This is a genomic window from Pseudomonas sp. GW822-FHT04H02, from assembly GCF_058800645.1.
Window position 1 is genome coordinate 936,910 of sequence record NZ_JBXAMM010000004.1, and the last position, 18,166, is coordinate 955,075.

Below are 18,166 nucleotides of genomic sequence, written 5' to 3' on the forward strand. Positions count from 1 at the left end.
GGCGGCCATACCCGTTCCCCCTCCTTCCCTGCCTGATTCCCCCAGATCCCTTCCTGCATCCTGTAGGAGCCGGCTTGCCGGCGAAAGGGCCCCCAAGCCTGATGTAAGCCTTGAAGCCGCCTTCGCTGGCAAGCCAGCTCCTACGCGGGGGATGGACGCGCAAGCGACCTGTAGGAGCCGGCTTGCCGGCGAAAGGGCCCCCAAGCCGGGTGTAAACCTTGAAGCCGCCTTCGCTGGCAAGCCAGCTCCTACCCCGGGGGAATGGGCGCGCCAGCTCCTACGGGGGTGGCCCCATGCGCTCAGCGGGCTGCTGGTGACCTTTGGCCACCCATAAAAAAGGCCCGGACCGTTGCCGGTCCAGGCCTTGGGGCTACTTTTGGGTTCAGGCCATCAACTGCTCCTTGAAACTCTCCAGGAGCTCGGTTGAATAGACCATGTCCTCGTGGCCACTGGCGATCCGCAACGAAGCCCGCAGGCCGCCCTCCCCGACCTGGCCGGCCAGGGCCCGCTCAAGCTCGACAATCTCCTGTTCGCTGTAGTCACTGGACCACCACAGATGCGGCGCAACCTGCAACGGCCGGTAGGCATACTGGGCAAACAAGTGGCTCAAGTCTTCGAACACCGAATGGATCAACGAAGCGTCGAACTCCGCCTTGAACGCACTCACGGCCCGTTCGAGCTCGGCGGCATCCAACTGGACATGCCTGACGACCCAGGCATGAATGCTCTCCCAGGTCAGTTCGGCCTCCTGCGCCAGGCGGCTACCGATCAGTTCGGCATTGCCAGGGAACAACAGGCTCAAGCGCTCGATCACCGCTTGCCACTCGGACTCGGCGTTCACAGGCTTGGGCGTGTCCCGCTCCAGCAGATGGATCTCGCCGTTCACCTGGGGCGGTGTCGGATCGAACAGGCCGAGGAAATGCACCTCTTCACCTGCCGCCTCCAGTTCAGTGGCCGCATCCATCGCGATTGAACCACCCAACGACCAACCCATCAGGTGGTAAGGCCCGCTCGGCTGGATCTTGCGGATATTGGCCACATAACGCTCAACCATGGCCTGCCACGAAACCTCGTTCCAGTCTGCTTGCAGGTAGGACTGATGCAGTACCCCATACACGGTGCAATGGTCGCGCAACTGCCCGGCCAGGGCGAGGTAGCCGTAGACACTGCCACCTGCTGGATGGAAGCAGAACAGTGGTTGCCCCGAGCCCCCCAACAGAACGATGTTATCCGTCCCGCGCGGGTTGTCGGCAGCGATCAAACGGGCCATTTGCGCCACACTCGGCGAAGTGAACAAGGTATTGACGCCCAACTCCAGGTGCAACGCCCGATTGATCATCCCGATCAGCCGCAATGCATCCAGAGAATGCCCGCCCAGCTCGAAGAAGTTATCGTCACGACCAATCCGCTCGACCCCCAGCGCCTCGCCCCAAAGGGCTGCAATCCGCTCCTCCAGCTCACCCTGAGGGGCCTGGTACTGATGCTGCAGCGTGGCCGCGTCGGCGGCAGGCAGGGCCTTGCGGTCCAATTTGCCGTTGGGGCTCAGAGGCAGCCGCTCGAGGAACAACAGATACGCCGGCAGCATGTAGTCCGGCAATACGTCCTTGAGTGCCGAGCGCAAGCACTCACGCAGAACGGCCTGGTCCTCGATGGTCTGCGCCGCCACGCCCGCGGCCGGCACGATGTACGCCACCAGCTGTGGCCCACTCGCCCCGTCCTGAGCCAGGACAATCGCCTCGCGCACCTGGACCTGTTCCAACAGGCGCGCTTCGATCTCGCCCATTTCAATGCGGAAGCCGCGGATCTTCACCTGATGGTCGATGCGTCCGGCGTAGTCGATCACCCCATCGGCATCGTAACGAGCCAGGTCGCCGGAGCGGTACAGACGCCCGCCGTCGGTGCTGAACGGATCAGGAATGAAGCGCTCCGCCGTCAACCCCGGACGCTCGTGGTAACCCCGGGCCAGCAGGTCGCCGCCGATCATCAATTCACCGATGGCACCAGGCAGCGGCAACTGGCCGCTGGTGTCCAGCAGGTAGATGGCACGGCCCGGCAGCGCCCTGCCCAGGGGAATCATGCTCGGCAGCGGCTCGTCGCCCTTGAGGTAACGCGTGCAGTCATGGGTGGCCACACTCACCGTGGCTTCGGTGGGTCCATAGGTGTTGAGCAGGCAGGCCTGGCTCAGCCCGGCTTTTTTCCACGCGGCCACACCTTCCGCCGCCATGGCCTCGCCCCCCAGGTTGAGCTGGCGCAAGCGACCGAAGTCCCGCGGCGGCTTGGCCGCGTAATCCTTGCCCAGCATGAACCAGTAGGCGGTGCTCAAGTCGACGATGCTGATGCCCTGCTCGATCAACTCGCGGTAGAAGGTTTCGCTGTCCCACAGCGCCTTGCCGCGAATCACCACCGAGGCACCGCAGATCAGCGCCGGGTACAGCTGTTCGACAAAGGCGTCGAAGTTGAAGGTGGAGAACTGCAGGCCACGGTCGGCGGCGGACATCTTGAAATGAATCACCGAGGCACGGGCATGCTGGCTCAGGGCGTTATGGCTGATGCCCACGCCCTTGGGCCGACCGGTGGAGCCCGAGGTGTACATCACATAGGCCAGGTTGTCGGCATCGCTGCGCGACGGCGGATTGCCAACCGCCTCGGCGGCGGACCAGGCCTGGCGTTGATCCAGGCACAGGTGCATGAGCTGATCCGGGATTGCCAGGCGATCCAGCAGCGGCGTCTGGGTCAGCAGCAACTGGATGCCGCTGTCCTGCATCATGTAATGCAAGCGATCTTGCGGGTATTCAGGGTCCAGGGGCACATAGGCGCCACCGGCCTTGAGCACCGCCAACAGGCCGACAATCATGTCCAGCCCGCGCTCCACGGCAATCCCCACCCGCACGTCCGGGCCCACGCCCAATTCGATCAGCCGGTGAGCCAACTGGTTAGCCCGCTGGTTGAACTGGGCGTAGCTCAGTTGCTGATCAGCGCACAGCAGCGCCAGTGCATCCGGAGTCTTGGCGGCCTGCATCTCGAACAACTGATGAACGTTCGGGCCACGGCCAATCTCCCTCGCGGCACGACTGGATTCACCTTCGATGCGCGCGCGCTCACCGTCACTGAGCAGCGACAGATCACCCAGGCACAGGTCGGCACTGTCGATCATGCTCAGCAGCAACTGCTGCAGGCCGGCCGCCAGCTGGTCGATAACCGTCGCGCTGAAATGCTGCAACGAATAGCTGTAGTCGAAGGACAGCAGCTCGGTCACGTACACCGACAGCGTCAGCGGGTAGTTGGTCTGCTCGTGGTTGCCCACTTCACCGAAACTCAACTGCGCCGGGGCGCCTTTCTCCAGGGCCTCGGACACCGGGTAGTTTTCGAACACCAGAATGTTGTCGAACAGGGCATCCGCTCCCAGGCCGGCCCAGCGCTGCACTTCAAACAACGGCGTGTGCTCATAATCACGCAGGGCCAGGTTGCGCGCCTGCACCGCTTGCAGCCAATCCCCCAGGAGCATTTGCGCACGGGGAGCAGCCACTACGGGCAAGGTGTTGATGAACAGCCCGATCTGCTGCTCCACGCCCTTGAGCTCCGCCGGGCGGCCGGACACCGTGGCACCGAACACCACCGTGTCCTGGCCCGTGCAGCGTTGCAGCAACAGCAGCCACGCCGCTTGCACCAGGGTATTGACCGTGACCTTCTGCTGGCGGGCGAACTCGCTCAAGCGCCGGGTCTGATGGGCATCCAGGGTATACACCTGCTCAGCGTGTCCTGGCGTCCCGGGAACATCCGGGGCAATGGCCTGGGCCAGGCGGGTCGGCTCCTCCAGAGTCAACAGTTGCTCTTTCCAGAAGCGCTCGCACGCCTGGGCATCCTGGCGCTGCAACCAGCCGATGTAATCCCGATAGCGACCGGGAGCCGTTGGTGACGACTGCCCGTCATAGCGCTGCAGGACCTCTCCGAGCAACTGCGAGTTGCTCCAGCCATCCATGAGGATGTGATGGTTGGTGTAGACCAGGTGGTAGCGTTGCTCAGCAGTGCGCACCAGGGTCAGGCGCAACAGCGGCGCAGCCTGCAGATCGAAACCTCGCTGGCGCTCGGCCTCGGCCAGGGTGTCGAGGGCCTCGGACACTTGCGGTTGGCCACGCCAGTCGTGTTCGACGCACTCCAGGGCGACCTGCTTGTGCACCACCTGGATCGGTGTCGACAACTCGCCTTGCCAGAGGAAGCCGGTACGCAGGATGTCATGCCGATCGACGGTGGCTTGCCAGGCCTGGACGAAGCGCTCGGGATCGAGGCCGTCCACATCGACCCGCAGTTGGTTGATGTAGTCGCCCCCCTGTTGCTCGTACAAGGTATGGAACAGCATGCCCTGCTGCATCGGCGACAACGGATAGAGGTCCTCGACCTCGGCCAGGGCCAGTGGCAGCCGGTCCAGTTGCTGCTGGTTCAGGCCCGCCAGCGGGAAGTCCGACGGGGTCACCCCACGGTGCTCGGGCTGGCTGCAATGCTCGATCAGCGCCTTGAGCTCCCGGGCGTAGTCATCGGCCAGATGCTGGATCGTCGCCGGTTTGAACATGGCCTGGCTGAAGGTCCAGTCCAGCTCCAGTTCACCGCCATAGACCTGGCCGTTGATGCTCAGCCAGTTGCCCAGAGGCGCTTGCAAGCTCTGATCCTCGCCCTTGGCTTCGGCGGCAGGGGCGAACCAGGTATCCGGCTCGTCGAAGCTGCCGTCGAACTGGCCCAGGTAGTTGAAGGTGATGCGCGGTACCGCCAGCGCCGCCAGGGTCTGTTGCGCCACCTCGTCTCCCAGGTAGCGCAGGGCGCCAAAGCCGATGCCCTTGTTCGGCACCGCACGCAGTTGCTCCTTGATGAACTTGATCGAGTCGGCCAGGGCCGGCTGCGGCGTCAGCTTCACCGGGAACACGCTGGTGAACCAACCCACGGTGCGGGTCAGATCAACCTCGTCGAACAGCTCTTCGCGACCGTGGCCTTCCAGTTGCACCAGGGCGCTGGATTCACCGGTCCAGCGAGTGATGACCCGAGCCAGGGCGGTCAGCAGCAGATCGTTGATCTGGGTGCGATAGGCCGCCGGGGCCCCTTGCAGCAGTCGCTGGGTATCGGCTTTGTCCAGGCGCATGCTGAGGCTGATGGCGTGCTGGTTCTGCAGCCCTCCGGCCTGGTGATCACAAGGCAGGCTCGCGCCGCCATCCTGCAATTGTGCCTGCCAGTACGACAGTTCCTGTTGCAACGCCGGGCTGCGGGCGTAGGTCTGCAAGTGCTCGGCCCAGGCCTGGGTCGAGCTGGTCTTGGCCGGCAGTGGCTGGCAGCTCAACAGACGCTGCATGTCCTCCAGCAGGATGCGCCAGGACACCCCATCCACCACCAGGTGGTGGATGCTCAGCAGCAAGCGCTGGCTGTGGTCGGCCAGGGTCAACAACACCCCGCGCAACAACGGCCCCTGTTGCAGGTTGAGGCTGCGCTGGGCCTGCTCACAGAACTCGCGCAACTCCTGGTCGTTGGCCACCGTGGCCTGCCAGAGCAAGGCCGGCTGTTCAGTGACTTCGGCAAAAGCGGCGCTCCAGCCGTCCTGCTGTTCGGCAAATCGCAGGCGCAGGGCATCATGCTGCAGCACCAGGGCCTGCAGCGCCGCCTCAAGTGCCTCGGCCTGCAACGGCCGCTGCGGCTTGAGCAGCACCGACTGGTTCCAGTGGTGCCGTTCCGGCACCGGGGTGTCGAAGAACCACTGCTGGATCGGCAGCAGCGGCATTTGCCCACGCACCGGGCCCTGGTCGATCTGCAAACCGCCCTCGCCCTGCTCCGCCACCGTGGCCAGCCCCTGCACCGTCTGGTGCTGGAACAGGTCCTTGGGGGTGAAGCGGATACCGGCCTGCCGGGCACGGCTGACCACCTGGATCGAGATGATCGAGTCGCCACCCAGTTCGAAGAAGTTGTCGGTGACGCCCACCTGCTCAAGCTTCAGCACATCGGCCCAGATCGCCGCGATCTGTTGTTCCAGCGGGTTCTGCGGCGCGACGTAGGTCTGCTGCATCAGCTGCGCATCGACTTTCGGCAGCGACTTGCGATCCAGCTTGCCGTTCGGCGTCAGCGGCAGCGCTTCGAGGAACAGCAGGTAAGTGGGCACCATGTAGTCCGGCAGGCTCTCGCGCAGGCGAGCCTTGATGCTCTCGCGCAACTGCGCCTGGCGCTCGTTACTCGACGCCACCTCGGCGTCCACCGGCACGATGTAGCCCACCAGCTGCTGGCCGCTCGGCCCTGGCTGGGCGATCACCGCCACTTCCAGTACCGGGTCCTGCTCCAGCAAGCGCGCTTCGATCTCGCCCAGCTCGATACGGAAACCCCGCACCTTCACCTGATGGTCGACACGGCCTACGTACTCCACCAAGCCATCGGTGCGATAGCGGGTCAGGTCGCCGCTGCGGTACAGCCGGGCGCCGGTGGTGCTGTAAGGGTCGGGAATAAAGCGTTCCGCTGTCAGCCCCGGACGATCCAGGTAACCCCGGGCCACGCCCAGGCCACCCAGGTACAGCTCGCCTGCCACGCCAACCGGTAATAGGTTGAGGTTGGCATCGGCCACGTAGGCGCTGCGGTTGCCAACGATATTGCCGATAGGCGCGTAGGCCACGTCGCAGGGATCACCGACACGGGCCTTCCAGATCAATGGCGTAACCACCGTCTCGGTCGGGCCGTAGCCGTTGAAGATGTACTTGGGCCGCAGCACTCGCCACGCCAAATCGTAACTGGCCTGGGGCACTGCATCGCCGCCGAAGCAGTAGACCCGCACCGCCGGCGGATTGCCGTCGCGCTCGGCGTGCACCGCCAGTTGTTGCAGGTACACCGGCGGGAACACACCGACGGTGACGCCGTAGCGATGCATCTGTTCGTAGGTGAATTCCGGCGACCACAAACTATCGTCGCGGATCAGCACGCTGGCACCGTAGATCAGCGGGTGCATCCAGCCTTCATGGGAGCCGTCGAAGGCGAAGGACATGAAGTGCAACTCGCAATCCGCCGGGCTCATTTCATAGCGCTCGCCGGTGGCCAGGCTGTGCATGGCCAGCGGGCCGTGGGACACCGCCACGCCCTTGGGCAAGCCGGTGGACCCAGAGGTGTAGATCACATAGGCGAGGTTTTCCTCGGCCAGATCCACTTGGGGGGCGCTGGCCGGGTAGCCGGCAAAATCTGCGGCCCGTTCCACCGACAAGGTCGGCAGGCCATCGGGGATCGGCAAGCGATCCAGCAGGTGGCTCTGGGTCAGCAGCAGCCACGCGCCACTGTCTTGCATCATGTAGCGCAGGCGGTCCTGGGGGTACTCGATATCCAGCGGCACATAAACCCCGCCGGCCTTGAGCACGGCCAGGAAGGCCACCATGATTTCCGCGCAACGCGGCATGGCGATGGCCACCCGCACTTCCGGGCCAACGCCCAGCTCGATCAACTTGTGCGCCAGCTGGTTGGCTTGAGTATCCAGCTCGCGATAGCTCAGGCGCTGCTCGGCGAAGAACACCGCCGGGGCATCCGGCGCCTTGGCCGCCTGATCGGCGAACAGCTGGTGGACGAAACGGTGGGTCGGGTAGACCACATCGGTGTGATCCCAGTCCTCGCGGATTCGACGCTGCTCGTCCTGAGTCAGCATGGGCAACTCGCCCAGGCCCGTCTGCGGATGCTCCATCAGGTTCAGCAGCAGGCTCTGCAAGTGCCCGCCCAACTGTTGCATCGACGCCGCGGTGAACGACTCGCGGGCATAGATGAACTCGAACGACAGGCTCTCACCCAGATTGACCGCCACCGTCAGCGGGTAGTTGGTCTGCTCGTGGTTGCCCACTTCACCGAAACTCATCTGCGCCGGTGCGCCTTTTTCCAGGGCCTCGGACACCGGGTAGTTCTCGAACACCAGGATGTTGTCGAACAGGGCTTCACCGCCCTGGCCGGCCCAGCGCTGCACCTCATACAACGGCGTATGTTCATATTCCCGCAGGGCCAGGTTGCGCGCCTGCACCGCTTGCAGCCAGTCGTTGACCGCCATGTCCGGACGCGGCGTGGCCACTACCGGCAAGGTATTGATGAACAGCCCGATCTGCTGCTCCACCCCACGCAGCTCGGATGGCCGCCCCGAGACCGTGGCGCCGAACACCACGGTGTCCTGGCCCGTGCAGCGTTGCAGCAACAGCAGCCACGCCGCTTGCACCAGGGTATTGACCGTGACCTTCTGCTGCCGGGCGAACTCGCCGAGGCGGCGAGTCTGAGCAGCATCCAGCCCATGTCTGTGCGCCGCGTGACCGTGGCCGCCAAGGCCCTGGGCATCCCGGGCAATGGCCTGGGCCAGGCGGGTCGGCTCATCCAGGGCCAGCAACTGTTCTTTCCAGAAGCGCTCGCAGGCCTGGGCATCCTGGCGTTGCAGCCAGCCGATGTAATCCCGATAGCGACCGGGCGCCTGATGCGGCAACTGCCCGGCATAGCGCTGCAGGACTTCGCCGAGCAACTGCGAGTTGCTCCAGCCGTCCATGAGGATGTGGTGGTTGGTGTAGATCAGGTGATAACGCTGCTCGCCGCTACGCACCAGGGTCAGTCGCAGCAGCGGTGCCGCCAGCAGGTCGAAGCCGCGCTGGCGCTCGGCCGCGGCCAGGTCGTCCAGGGCCTCGGCCAGTTGCGGTCGGTCACGCCAGTCATGCTCGGCACACTCCAGGGTGATGTGCTTGTGCACCACCTGGATCGGCGTCGCCAGTTCGCTCTGCCAGAGAAAACCGGTACGCAGGATGTCATGGCGATCGATGGCCGCCTGCCAGGCCTGCTGGAAGCGCTGGGGATCGAGGCCGTCCACATCCACCCGCATTTGGTTGATGTAGTCCCCCGCGGCCTGCTCGTACAGGGTGTGGAACAGCATGCCCTGCTGCATCGGTGACAGCGGATAGAGGTCCTCGATCTGGGCGACCGGCAGCGGCAGGCGATCCAGTTGCTGCTGGCTCAGGCCGGCCAGAGGGAAGTCCGACGGGGTCACGCCGCGATGCTCGGGCTGGCTGCAATGTTCGATCAGCGCCTTGAGCTCCTCGGCGTATTCATCCGCCAGGCGCTGGATGGTCGCCGGTTCGAACATGGCCTGGCTGAAACTCCAGCCCAGGCTCAATTCCCCCCCATAAACCTGGCCGTTCAGGGTCAGCCAGTTACCCAAGGGGGCTTCGCCACTCTGATCTTCGCCCTTGGCTTCGGCCGCCGGGGCAAACCACCCGGCCTGCTCGTCAAAGCTGGCGTCGAACTGGCCCAGGTAGTTGAAGGTGATGCGCGGCACTGCCAGGGCGGCCAGGGTCTGTTGCGCCGCTTCGTCCCCCAGGTAGCGCAGGGCACCAAAGCCGATGCCCTTGTTCGGCACCGCACGCAATTGTTCCTTGATGAGCTTGATCGAGTCGGCCAGGGCCGGCTGCGGCGTCAGCTTCACCGGGAACATACTGGTGAACCAGCCCACGGTGCGGGTCAGATCGACGTCGTCGAACAACTCTTCGCGACCGTGGCCTTCCAGTTGCACCAGGGCGCTGGACTCACCGGTCCAGCGGGTGATGACCCGGGCCAGGGCGGTGAGCAGCAGATCGTTGATCTGGGTGCGGTAGGCCGCCGGGGCATCCTGCAACAAGCGCTGGGTGCTGGTTTTATCCAGCCGCGTGCTGACGCTGCCGGCGTGCTTGTTGTGCAGTTCCGCAGATGGATGATCGCAAGGCAGGTTCGCCCCGCCGTCCTGCAACTGCGCCTGCCAGTACGACAGTTCCTGTTGCAGCGCCGGGCTGCGGGCGTAGGCCTGCAAGTGCTCGGCCCAGGCCTGGATCGAGCTGCTCTTGGCCACCAGTGGCTGGCCATCCAGCAGCAGTTGCAGGTCCTCCAGCAGAATTCGCCAGGACACCCCATCCACCACCAGGTGATGGATGTTCAGCAGCAGGCGCTGGCTGTGGTCGGCCAGGGTCAGCAACGTAGCGCGCAACAACGGCCCCGCTTGCAGGTTCAGGCTGCGCTGGGCCTGCTCGCAGAACGCTTGCAGTTCCTGGTCGTTGGCCACCGTGGCCTGCCAGAGCAAGGCCGGCTGCTCAGTGACTTCGGCAAAAACGGCGCTCCAGTCGCCCTGCTGTTCGACAAACCGCAGGCGCAAGGCATCATGCTGCAGCACCAGGGCCTGCAGTGCCGTCTCAAGTGCCTCGGCTTGCAGCGGCCGCAGTGACTTGAGCAACACCGACTGGTTCCAGTGATGACGTTCCGGCACCGGGGTGTCGAAGAACCACTGCTGGATCGGTAACAGCGCCGTGGCACCACGCACCGGCCCCTGGTCGATCTGCAAACCGCCCTCACCCTGCTCCGCCACCGTGGCCAGCCCCTGCACCGTCTGGTGCTGGAACAGCTCTTTCGGGGTGAAGCGGATACCGGCCTGACGCGCACGGCTGACCACCTGGATCGAGATGATCGAGTCGCCGCCCAGCTCGAAGAAGTTGTCGGTGACACCGACTCGCGCAAGCTTCAGCACATCGGCCCAGATCGCTGCGATCTGCTGTTCCAGCTCGCTCTGCGGAGCGATATAGGCCTGCTGCAGCAGGCTGGCGTCGGCCTGAGGCAGAGCCTTGCGATCCAGCTTGCCGTTGGGGCTAAGAGGCAGCGCCTCAAGGAACAGCAGGTGAGCCGGCAGCATGTAGTCCGGCAGCACCTCTTTGAGTGCTGCTTTCAACTGCTCACGCAGCAGCGTCTGGTCTTCCTGACTTTCTGCCACCACGCCCGCGGCTGCGACCACGTAGGCCACCAACTGCTGGCCGCTGGGTCCCGGCTGAGCCAGTACCACGGCTTCGCGCACCAGCGGCAGTTCCAGCAGCCGCGCTTCGATCTCGCCCATTTCGATACGGAAGCCGCGGATCTTCACCTGATGGTCGATACGCCCGGCGTACTCGACCACGCCCTCTGCGTCATAGCGGGCCAGGTCGCCGGAGCGGTACAGGCGCCCGCCGTTGCTGCTGAACGGGTCGGGGATGAAGCGCTCTGCCGTCAGGCCTGGGCGGTCGTGGTAACCCCGGGCCAGCAGCTCGCCACCGATCATCAGCTCGCCGGTGGCGCCGCCGAGGGTCAGGTTGCCGCTGTTGTCCAGCAGGTAGATGGAACGGCCCGGCAAGCCCTTGCCCAGGGGAATCTGGCTGGGCAGAGGCTCTTCGCCCAACAGATAACGACTGCAATCATGGGCGGTAACGCTCACCGTGGCCTCGGTCGGCCCGTAGGTGTTGAGCAGGCAAGCCTGCTTCAGGCCGGCCTTTTTCCAGGCGGCCACGCCTTCCGCCGGCATGGCTTCGCCACCCAGATTGAGCTGGCGCAAACGACCGAAATCCCGAGGTTCGCCGGCGGCAAAATCCTTGCCCAGCATGAACCAGTAGGCGGTGCTCAAGTCGACAATGCTGATGCCCTGGGCCAGCAGTTGTTCATGGAACGTCTCGCTGTCCCACAGGTCCTTGCCGCGAATCACCACCGAAGCGCCACAGATCAGCGCCGGGTACAGCTGTTCGACAAAGGCGTCGAAGTTGAAGGTGGAGAACTGCAATCCACGATCTTCGGCACTCATATTGAAATAGTCCCGGGAGACCTGGGCATGCTGGCTCAAGGCTCGGTGACTGATATCCACCCCCTTGGGCCGGCCGGTGGAGCCGGAGGTGTACATCACATAGGCCAGGTTGTCGGCCAGCGCCCGTGGCGACGGATTGGCCGGTGACTGGCCGTGCAAGCCCTGCTCCTGCGAGTCCAGGCACAGGTACGGTACCTCCATGCCGGCGCGCAAACGCTCAAGCAGGGGCGCCTGGGTCAGCAGTAGCTGGATGCCGCTGTCCTGCATCATGTAATGCAAGCGATCCTGCGGGTATTCAGGGTCCAGGGGCACATAGGCGCCACCGGCCTTGAGCACCGCCAGCAGGCCGACAATCATGTCCAGCCCGCGCTCCACGGCAATCCCCACCCGCACGTCCGGGCCCACGCCCAGTTCGATCAGCCGGTGAGCCAACTGGTTGGCCCGCTGGTTGAACTGGCCATAGCTCAGTTGCTGGCCGGCACACAGCAGTGCCACGGCATCCGGGGTACGTTCGGCCTGGGCTTCGATCAATTGATGGACACACTCCGGCACCAGGTTCCGGGCCGGAGTGCGGCTGCGCTGCTGCTCGATCACATCGCGCTCGGTGGCACCGATCAAAGACAGCTCGCCGATACTGCACTGCGGATTGTCCACCATGGCCATCAGCAACTGCTGCAGATAAGCCGCCAGTTGCTGGATGTTCCCCTGAGCAAAGTGCTCCCGGGCATAGCTGAATTCGAAGGCCAGGGCCTGGCCCAGGTAGACCGACAAGGTCAGCGGGTAGTTGGTCTGCTCATGGTTGTCCACCGCACCGAAACGCAACTGCGCCGGGGCGCCTTTCTCCAGGGCCTCGGACACCGGGTAGTTCTCGAACACCAGGATGTTGTCGAACAGGGCCTCGCCTCCCAGGCCGGCCCAGCGCTGCACTTCATACAGTGGCGTGTGCTCGAAGTCGCGCAGGGCCAGGTTGCGCGCCTGCACGGCCTGCAGCCAGTCACTGGTCGCCATGTCCGCGCGGGGTGAGGCCACCACCGGCAGGGTGTTGATGAACAGGCCGATCTGCTGCTCCACGCCCTTGAGTTCCGCCGGGCGGCCGGAGACCGTGGCGCCGAACACCACGGTGTCCTGCCCGGTGTAGCGCTGCAACAACAGCAGCCAGGCCGCTTGCACCAGGGTGTTGACCGTGACCTTCTGCTGCCGGGCGAACTCGCTCAAGCGCTGTGTCTGCAGAGTATCGAGTTGCTGCTCATGGGCTCCGTGGCCCCTGCCCGCCGGATTCTGTGCACCACGGCTGATGGCCTGGGCCAGGCGAGTCGGCTCATCCAGAGTCAACAGTTGCTCTTTCCAGAAGCACTCGCAGACCTGGGCATCCTGGCGCTGCAACCAGCCGATGTAATCCCGATAGCGCCCAGGTCCCTGCCCCGACAATTGCCCCGCATAACGTTGCAGCACTTCGCCGAGCAACTGCGAGTTGCTCCAGCCATCCAGCAGGATGTGATGGTTGGTATAGATCAGGTGATAGCGCTGCTCTTCGGTGCGCACTAGGACCAGGCGCAACAAGGGCGCAGCCCCCAACTCGAAACCGCGCTGACGCTCCTGCTCGGCCAATGCGTCCAGAGTCTGGGAGTCGGCGGCGGATGCACGCCAGTCATGCTCGATCAGGCCCAGGGTGATGCGCTTGTGCACCACCTGGATCGGCTTCGACAACTCGCCCTGCCAGAGGAAACCGCTACGCAGGATGTCGTGGCTATCGATGGCCGTCTGCCAGGCCTGCTGGAAGCGCACCGGGTCGAGGCCGTCCACGTCTACCCGCAGCTGGTTGATGTAGTCGCTTCCCTCCTGCTCATACAAGGTATGGAACAGCATGCCCTGCTGCATCGGCGACAGCGGATAGAGGTCCTCGATCTGGCCCATCGACAACGGCAAGCGGTCCAGCTGTTGCTGGCTCAGGTCCGCTAGCGGGAAGTCCGACGGGGTGGCGCCACGGTGCTCGGGCTGGCTGCAATGCGCCACCAGCGCCTTGAGCTCCTCGGTATAGTCGTCGGCCAGCCGCTGCACGGTGGCGGTATCGAACATCTGCTGGCTGAAGGTCCAGTTCAGGCTCAACTCGCCGCCATAGACCTGGCCATCCAGGCTCAGCCAGTTGCTCAGCGGGGCCAGTGGGCTCTGGTCGTCGCCCTTGGCTTCACCGCTGGGTTTGAACAGGGAATCCTGCTCGTCGAAACTGCCGTCGAACTGGCCCAGGTAGTTGAAGGTGATACGCGGCACGGCCAGGGCTGCCAGGGTCTGCTGCGCCTGAGCATCCCCCAGGTAACGCAGGGCGCCAAAGCCGATGCCCTTGTTCGGCACCGCCCGCAGTTGCTCCTTGATGAACTTGATCGAATCGGCCAGGGACGCCTGCGGCGTGAGCTTCACCGGGAACATGCTGGTGAACCAGCCCACGGTGCGGGTCAGGTCGATGCTGTCGAACAGGTCTTCGCGGCCGTGGCCTTCCAGTTGCACCAGGGCACTGGCTTCGCCGGTCCAGCGGGTGATGACCCGGGCCAGGGCGGTGAGCAGCAGATCGTTGATCTGGGTGCGGTAGGCCGCCGGGGCATCCTGCAGCAGGCGCTGGGTACGGGCCTTGTCCAGGCGTGAACTCAGGCTGCTGGCGTGCTGGTTCTGCAACTCGGTCACCGGGCGATCCAGCGGCAGGTTCGACTCGACGCCCTGCAACTGGGCCTGCCAGTACTTGAGTTCTTCCTGCAGCGCCGCACCTTGGGCATAGGCCTGCATCTGCTCCGCCCAGGCCTGGGTCGAGCTGGTCTTGGCCGGCAATGCCAGAGTCTGGCCGGCGCTGAGTTGAGTGTGGGCCCGTTGCAGATCCTCCAGCAGGATCCGCCAGGACACCCCGTCCACCACCAGGTGGTGAATCACCAGCAACAGGCGCTGGCTGCCGTCCTCCAGGCTGAACAGCACGGCCCGCAGCAGCGGCCCGTCCTGCAGGTTCAGGCTGCGCTGCGCCTCGATCGCCGACTGTTCCATGGCCTGGGCGCCATCCACTGCGACCTGCCAGAGCAGCTCCGGCCGCTGGCCGGCATCGGCAAAACGCGCCGACCAGCCATCCGCCTCCTGGCTGAACTGCAAGCGCAAGGCGTCATGCTGCACCCACAGGGCCTGCAAGGCGTTCTCTACCACCTCGGCGCGCAGCGGCTGGGCCGGCTTGAGCAGCACTGACTGGTTCCAGTGATGGCGTTCGCTCATGGGCAGCTCGAAGAACCACTGCTGCACCGGCAGCAGCGCAGTTGCGCCACGCACCGGGCCCTGGTCGATCTGCACCCCGCCCTCGCCCTGCTCGGCCACTGCCGCCAGCCCCTGTACCGTCTGGTACTGGAACAGATCCCGCGGGGTGAAGCGGATACCGGCCTGCCGCGCGCGGCTGACTACCTGGATCGAGATGATCGAATCACCGCCCAGTTCGAAGAAGTTGTCGGTGGCACCGACCTGCTCAAGCTTCAGCACATCGGCCCAGATCGCCGCGATCTGCTGCTCCAGTTCGCTCTGCGGCGCCACGTAGACCTGCTGCATCTGCTGGGCGTCGACCTTGGGCAGGGCCTTGCGATCGAGCTTGCCGTTCGGTGTCAGCGGCAACGCTTCGAGGAACAGCAGGTACGCCGGCACCATGTAGTCCGGCACATGCTCTTTCAGCGCCGTCTTGATGCTTTCGCGCAGGGCTGTCTGGGCTTCCCCTGCCACCGCCATAGCGGCGTCGCTCGGCACGATATAGGCCACCAGTTGCTGGCCGTTCTCGCCGTCATGGGCCAGGACAAAGGCTTCACGCACCGCCGCCTGCTGCACCAGCCGCGCTTCGATTTCACCCAGCTCGATACGGAAACCGCGGATCTTCACCTGATGGTCGATGCGGCCGATGTACTCGATCACCCCATCGGTGCGGTAACGGGTCAGGTCGCCGGTGCGGTACACCCGGCCACCGTCGCTGGAAAACGGATTGGGCACGAACTTCTCGGCGGTCAGCCCTGGGCGCGCCAGGTATCCGCGAGTCACCCCTGCGCCGGCCAGATACAGCTCGCCGGCACTGCCCACCGGCACTGGTTGCAGGTCCGGGCTGAGGATGTAGCTCTGGGTGTTGCTGATGGCCCGGCCGATATTGGCCTGCCCTCCCGCCTCACGCCGGGTGTAGGTCGAGTAGGTGGTGTCTTCCGAAGGGCCGTACAGGTCGTAGACATGCACCAGCCCGGGCTGCTGGTAGAGGCTATCCACCAGCGCCTGTTTCAGTGGCTCCCCCGCCAGGTTGATGATCCGCACGCTGGGCGGAATCTGCCCGCTGCGGTGCAGCGCGGCAATCGCCGAAGGCACGGTATTGATCAAGCGCACCCGGTCGCGGTCCGCCAGCTCCGGCAGTTCCAGGGCGTTGCGGGCCAGGACGATGGAACCGCCGCTGGACAGGGTGACAAACAGCTCCCACACCGACAGGTCGAAGCAGATCGAAGTCGAGGCCAGCACCCCTTGCAGGTCGTCAGTGCTGTACACCCGGTTCGACCAGTCGATCAGCGCCAGCACGTTGCGATGGGCAATCGCCACGCCCTTGGGCAGGCCGGTGGAACCGGAGGTGTAGATCACATAGGCCAGGTTGTCCGGGGTCGCGCGTGGCGCCGGGTCGTCTGTCGAGTAGCCATCCAGCCAGCCTGGCTGGGCATCCAGTTGCAGGGTCTGCAAGGACTCCACGGACGGCAGCAGCGACAGCAAGGCGCTTTCGGTCAACAGGATCTGTGCCTGACTGTCACGCAGCATGTGGGCCAGACGATCCTGGGGATAATCCGGGTCCAGGGGCACATAGGCGCCACCGGCCTTGAGCACCGCCAGCAATGCCACGACCATTTCCGGGGTGCGCTGCAAGGCCACGCCCACCCGCACTTCAGGCCCCACGCCCAGCTCGATCAGCTTGTGCGCCAGGCGGTTGGCCCGGGCATTGAGTTCCCGGTAGCTCAGGCGCTGGCCAGCGAACAACAGGGCCTCGGCCTCCGGGCTTTTCAGTGCTTGTGCTTCCACCAACTGCTGCACGCAACCATCGCTGGGGAACTCACCGGTGGCCGGGGTCCACTCGTGCAGCAACTGGTGCTGCTCGGCAGCGCCCAGCAGCGGCAGGTCCCCCAGGCGCTGGCGCGGCTGCTGGACGATGCCCTGCAGCAACTGCACCCAGGACTGGGCCAGACGCTCGATGGTGGACGCCTCGAACAGGTCGGTGGCGTAGGTCAGGGAGGCCCAGAGGCCATCCTCGGATTCGAAGGTATCCAGGGTCAGGTCGAACTGCGCGGCACGCCCCTGCCAACTCAGGGTCTCGATGCTGAGGTCGTCCAGGCGCTGGCTCTGCCCGCCCTTCTTGACCGCGGTCTGGTGGTTGAACATTGCCTGGAACAGCGGGCTGTGACTCAGGCTGCGCTCGGGGCGCAAGGCTTCCACCAACTGCTCGAAAGGCAAGTCCTGGTGGGACTGGGCCATCAGCGCGGTCTGCTTGACCTGCTGCAGGAAATCATTGAAGCCCAGTTGCCCGTCGACCTCGGCCTTGAACACCTGGGTATTGACGAAGAAGCCGATCAGGCGCTCGGTTTCCACCCGGTTGCGGTTGGCGGTCGGCACCCCGACGCGGATGTCCGCCTGGCCGCTGTAGCGGTGCAGCAAGACCTGGAACGAGGCCAGCAACAGCATGAACAGGGTCGCCCCTTCACGCTGGGCCAATTGCTTGAGGCCCAGGCGCAGCTCTTCCGGCAACGGGATATCCAGCAGCGCCCCCCGATAGCTCTGGATCGCCGGGCGCGGGTGGTCCAGCGGCAGCATCAGCAAGGGCTGCTCCCCGGCCAGTTGCTCCAGCCAGTAGCCCAGTTGCCGCTCACGCTCGCCGGCATCCATCCACTGGCGCTGCCAGTTGGCATAGTCGGCGTATTGAATCGGCAGGTCCGGCAGGCTGACCGTGCGCCCCTGGCGGTAGCCGGCATAGAGCTGGATCAGCTCGTCGACCATCACCCCCATCGACCAGCCATCGGAAACGATGTGGTGCTGGGTCAGGACCAGCACATGCTCGTCTGCTGCCACCCGCAGCAATTTGGCCCGCAACAGCGGGCCATTGCGCAGATCGAAGGGCGGCTGGCTCTTGCTGTCGGTCAGGGCATGGACCTGGGCCTCATAGGACAGGCCGCCGGCGTGCAGTTCGATGACCTCGATGTCCAGCGGCGCCGGTGGGTGCACCACCTGCACCGCCGTGCCATCTTCTTCGGAAAAGGTAGTGCGCAGGGTTTCATGCCGGGCAATCAGGGTATCGAATGCATGGCGCAGCGCGTCGAGGTCCAGTTCTCCGGTCAAGCGCAGCGCCGTGGTGATGTGGTAGGCGGTGCTGTCGGGCTCCAGTTGCCAAAGGAACCACTGGCTTTCCTGGGTATAGGAGAGAACCGGCGCCTCGTCGGCGCCGCGGCTGCAGATAGGAGCGATACCAAAGAGGTTGATGCCCTTTTCTTTAAGCAAAATCGCCAGGGCTCTTCTTTCCTTGGAAGAAAGCGTGCCTACCGAGTCGATTAAAGCTTGCATGTA

Annotated in this window: 1 protein-coding gene; it reads right to left on the reverse strand. The window is 64.8% G+C overall.

What is annotated here, in order from left to right; genetic code table 11:
• Positions 1–382 precede the first annotated feature (382 nt).
• Complete coding sequence (locus tag AC1RMG_RS21670) at positions 383–18,163, reverse strand: non-ribosomal peptide synthase/polyketide synthase (RefSeq protein ID WP_493170217.1); 17,781 nt, start codon at positions 18,161–18,163, stop codon at positions 383–385.
• Positions 18,164–18,166 lie beyond the last annotated feature (3 nt).

Coding starts and splice junctions, on each gene's coding strand:
- AC1RMG_RS21670 (WP_493170217.1), bottom strand. CDS start 18,163: ATGCAAGCTTTAATCGACTCGGTAGGCACGCTTTCTTCCAAGGAAAGA.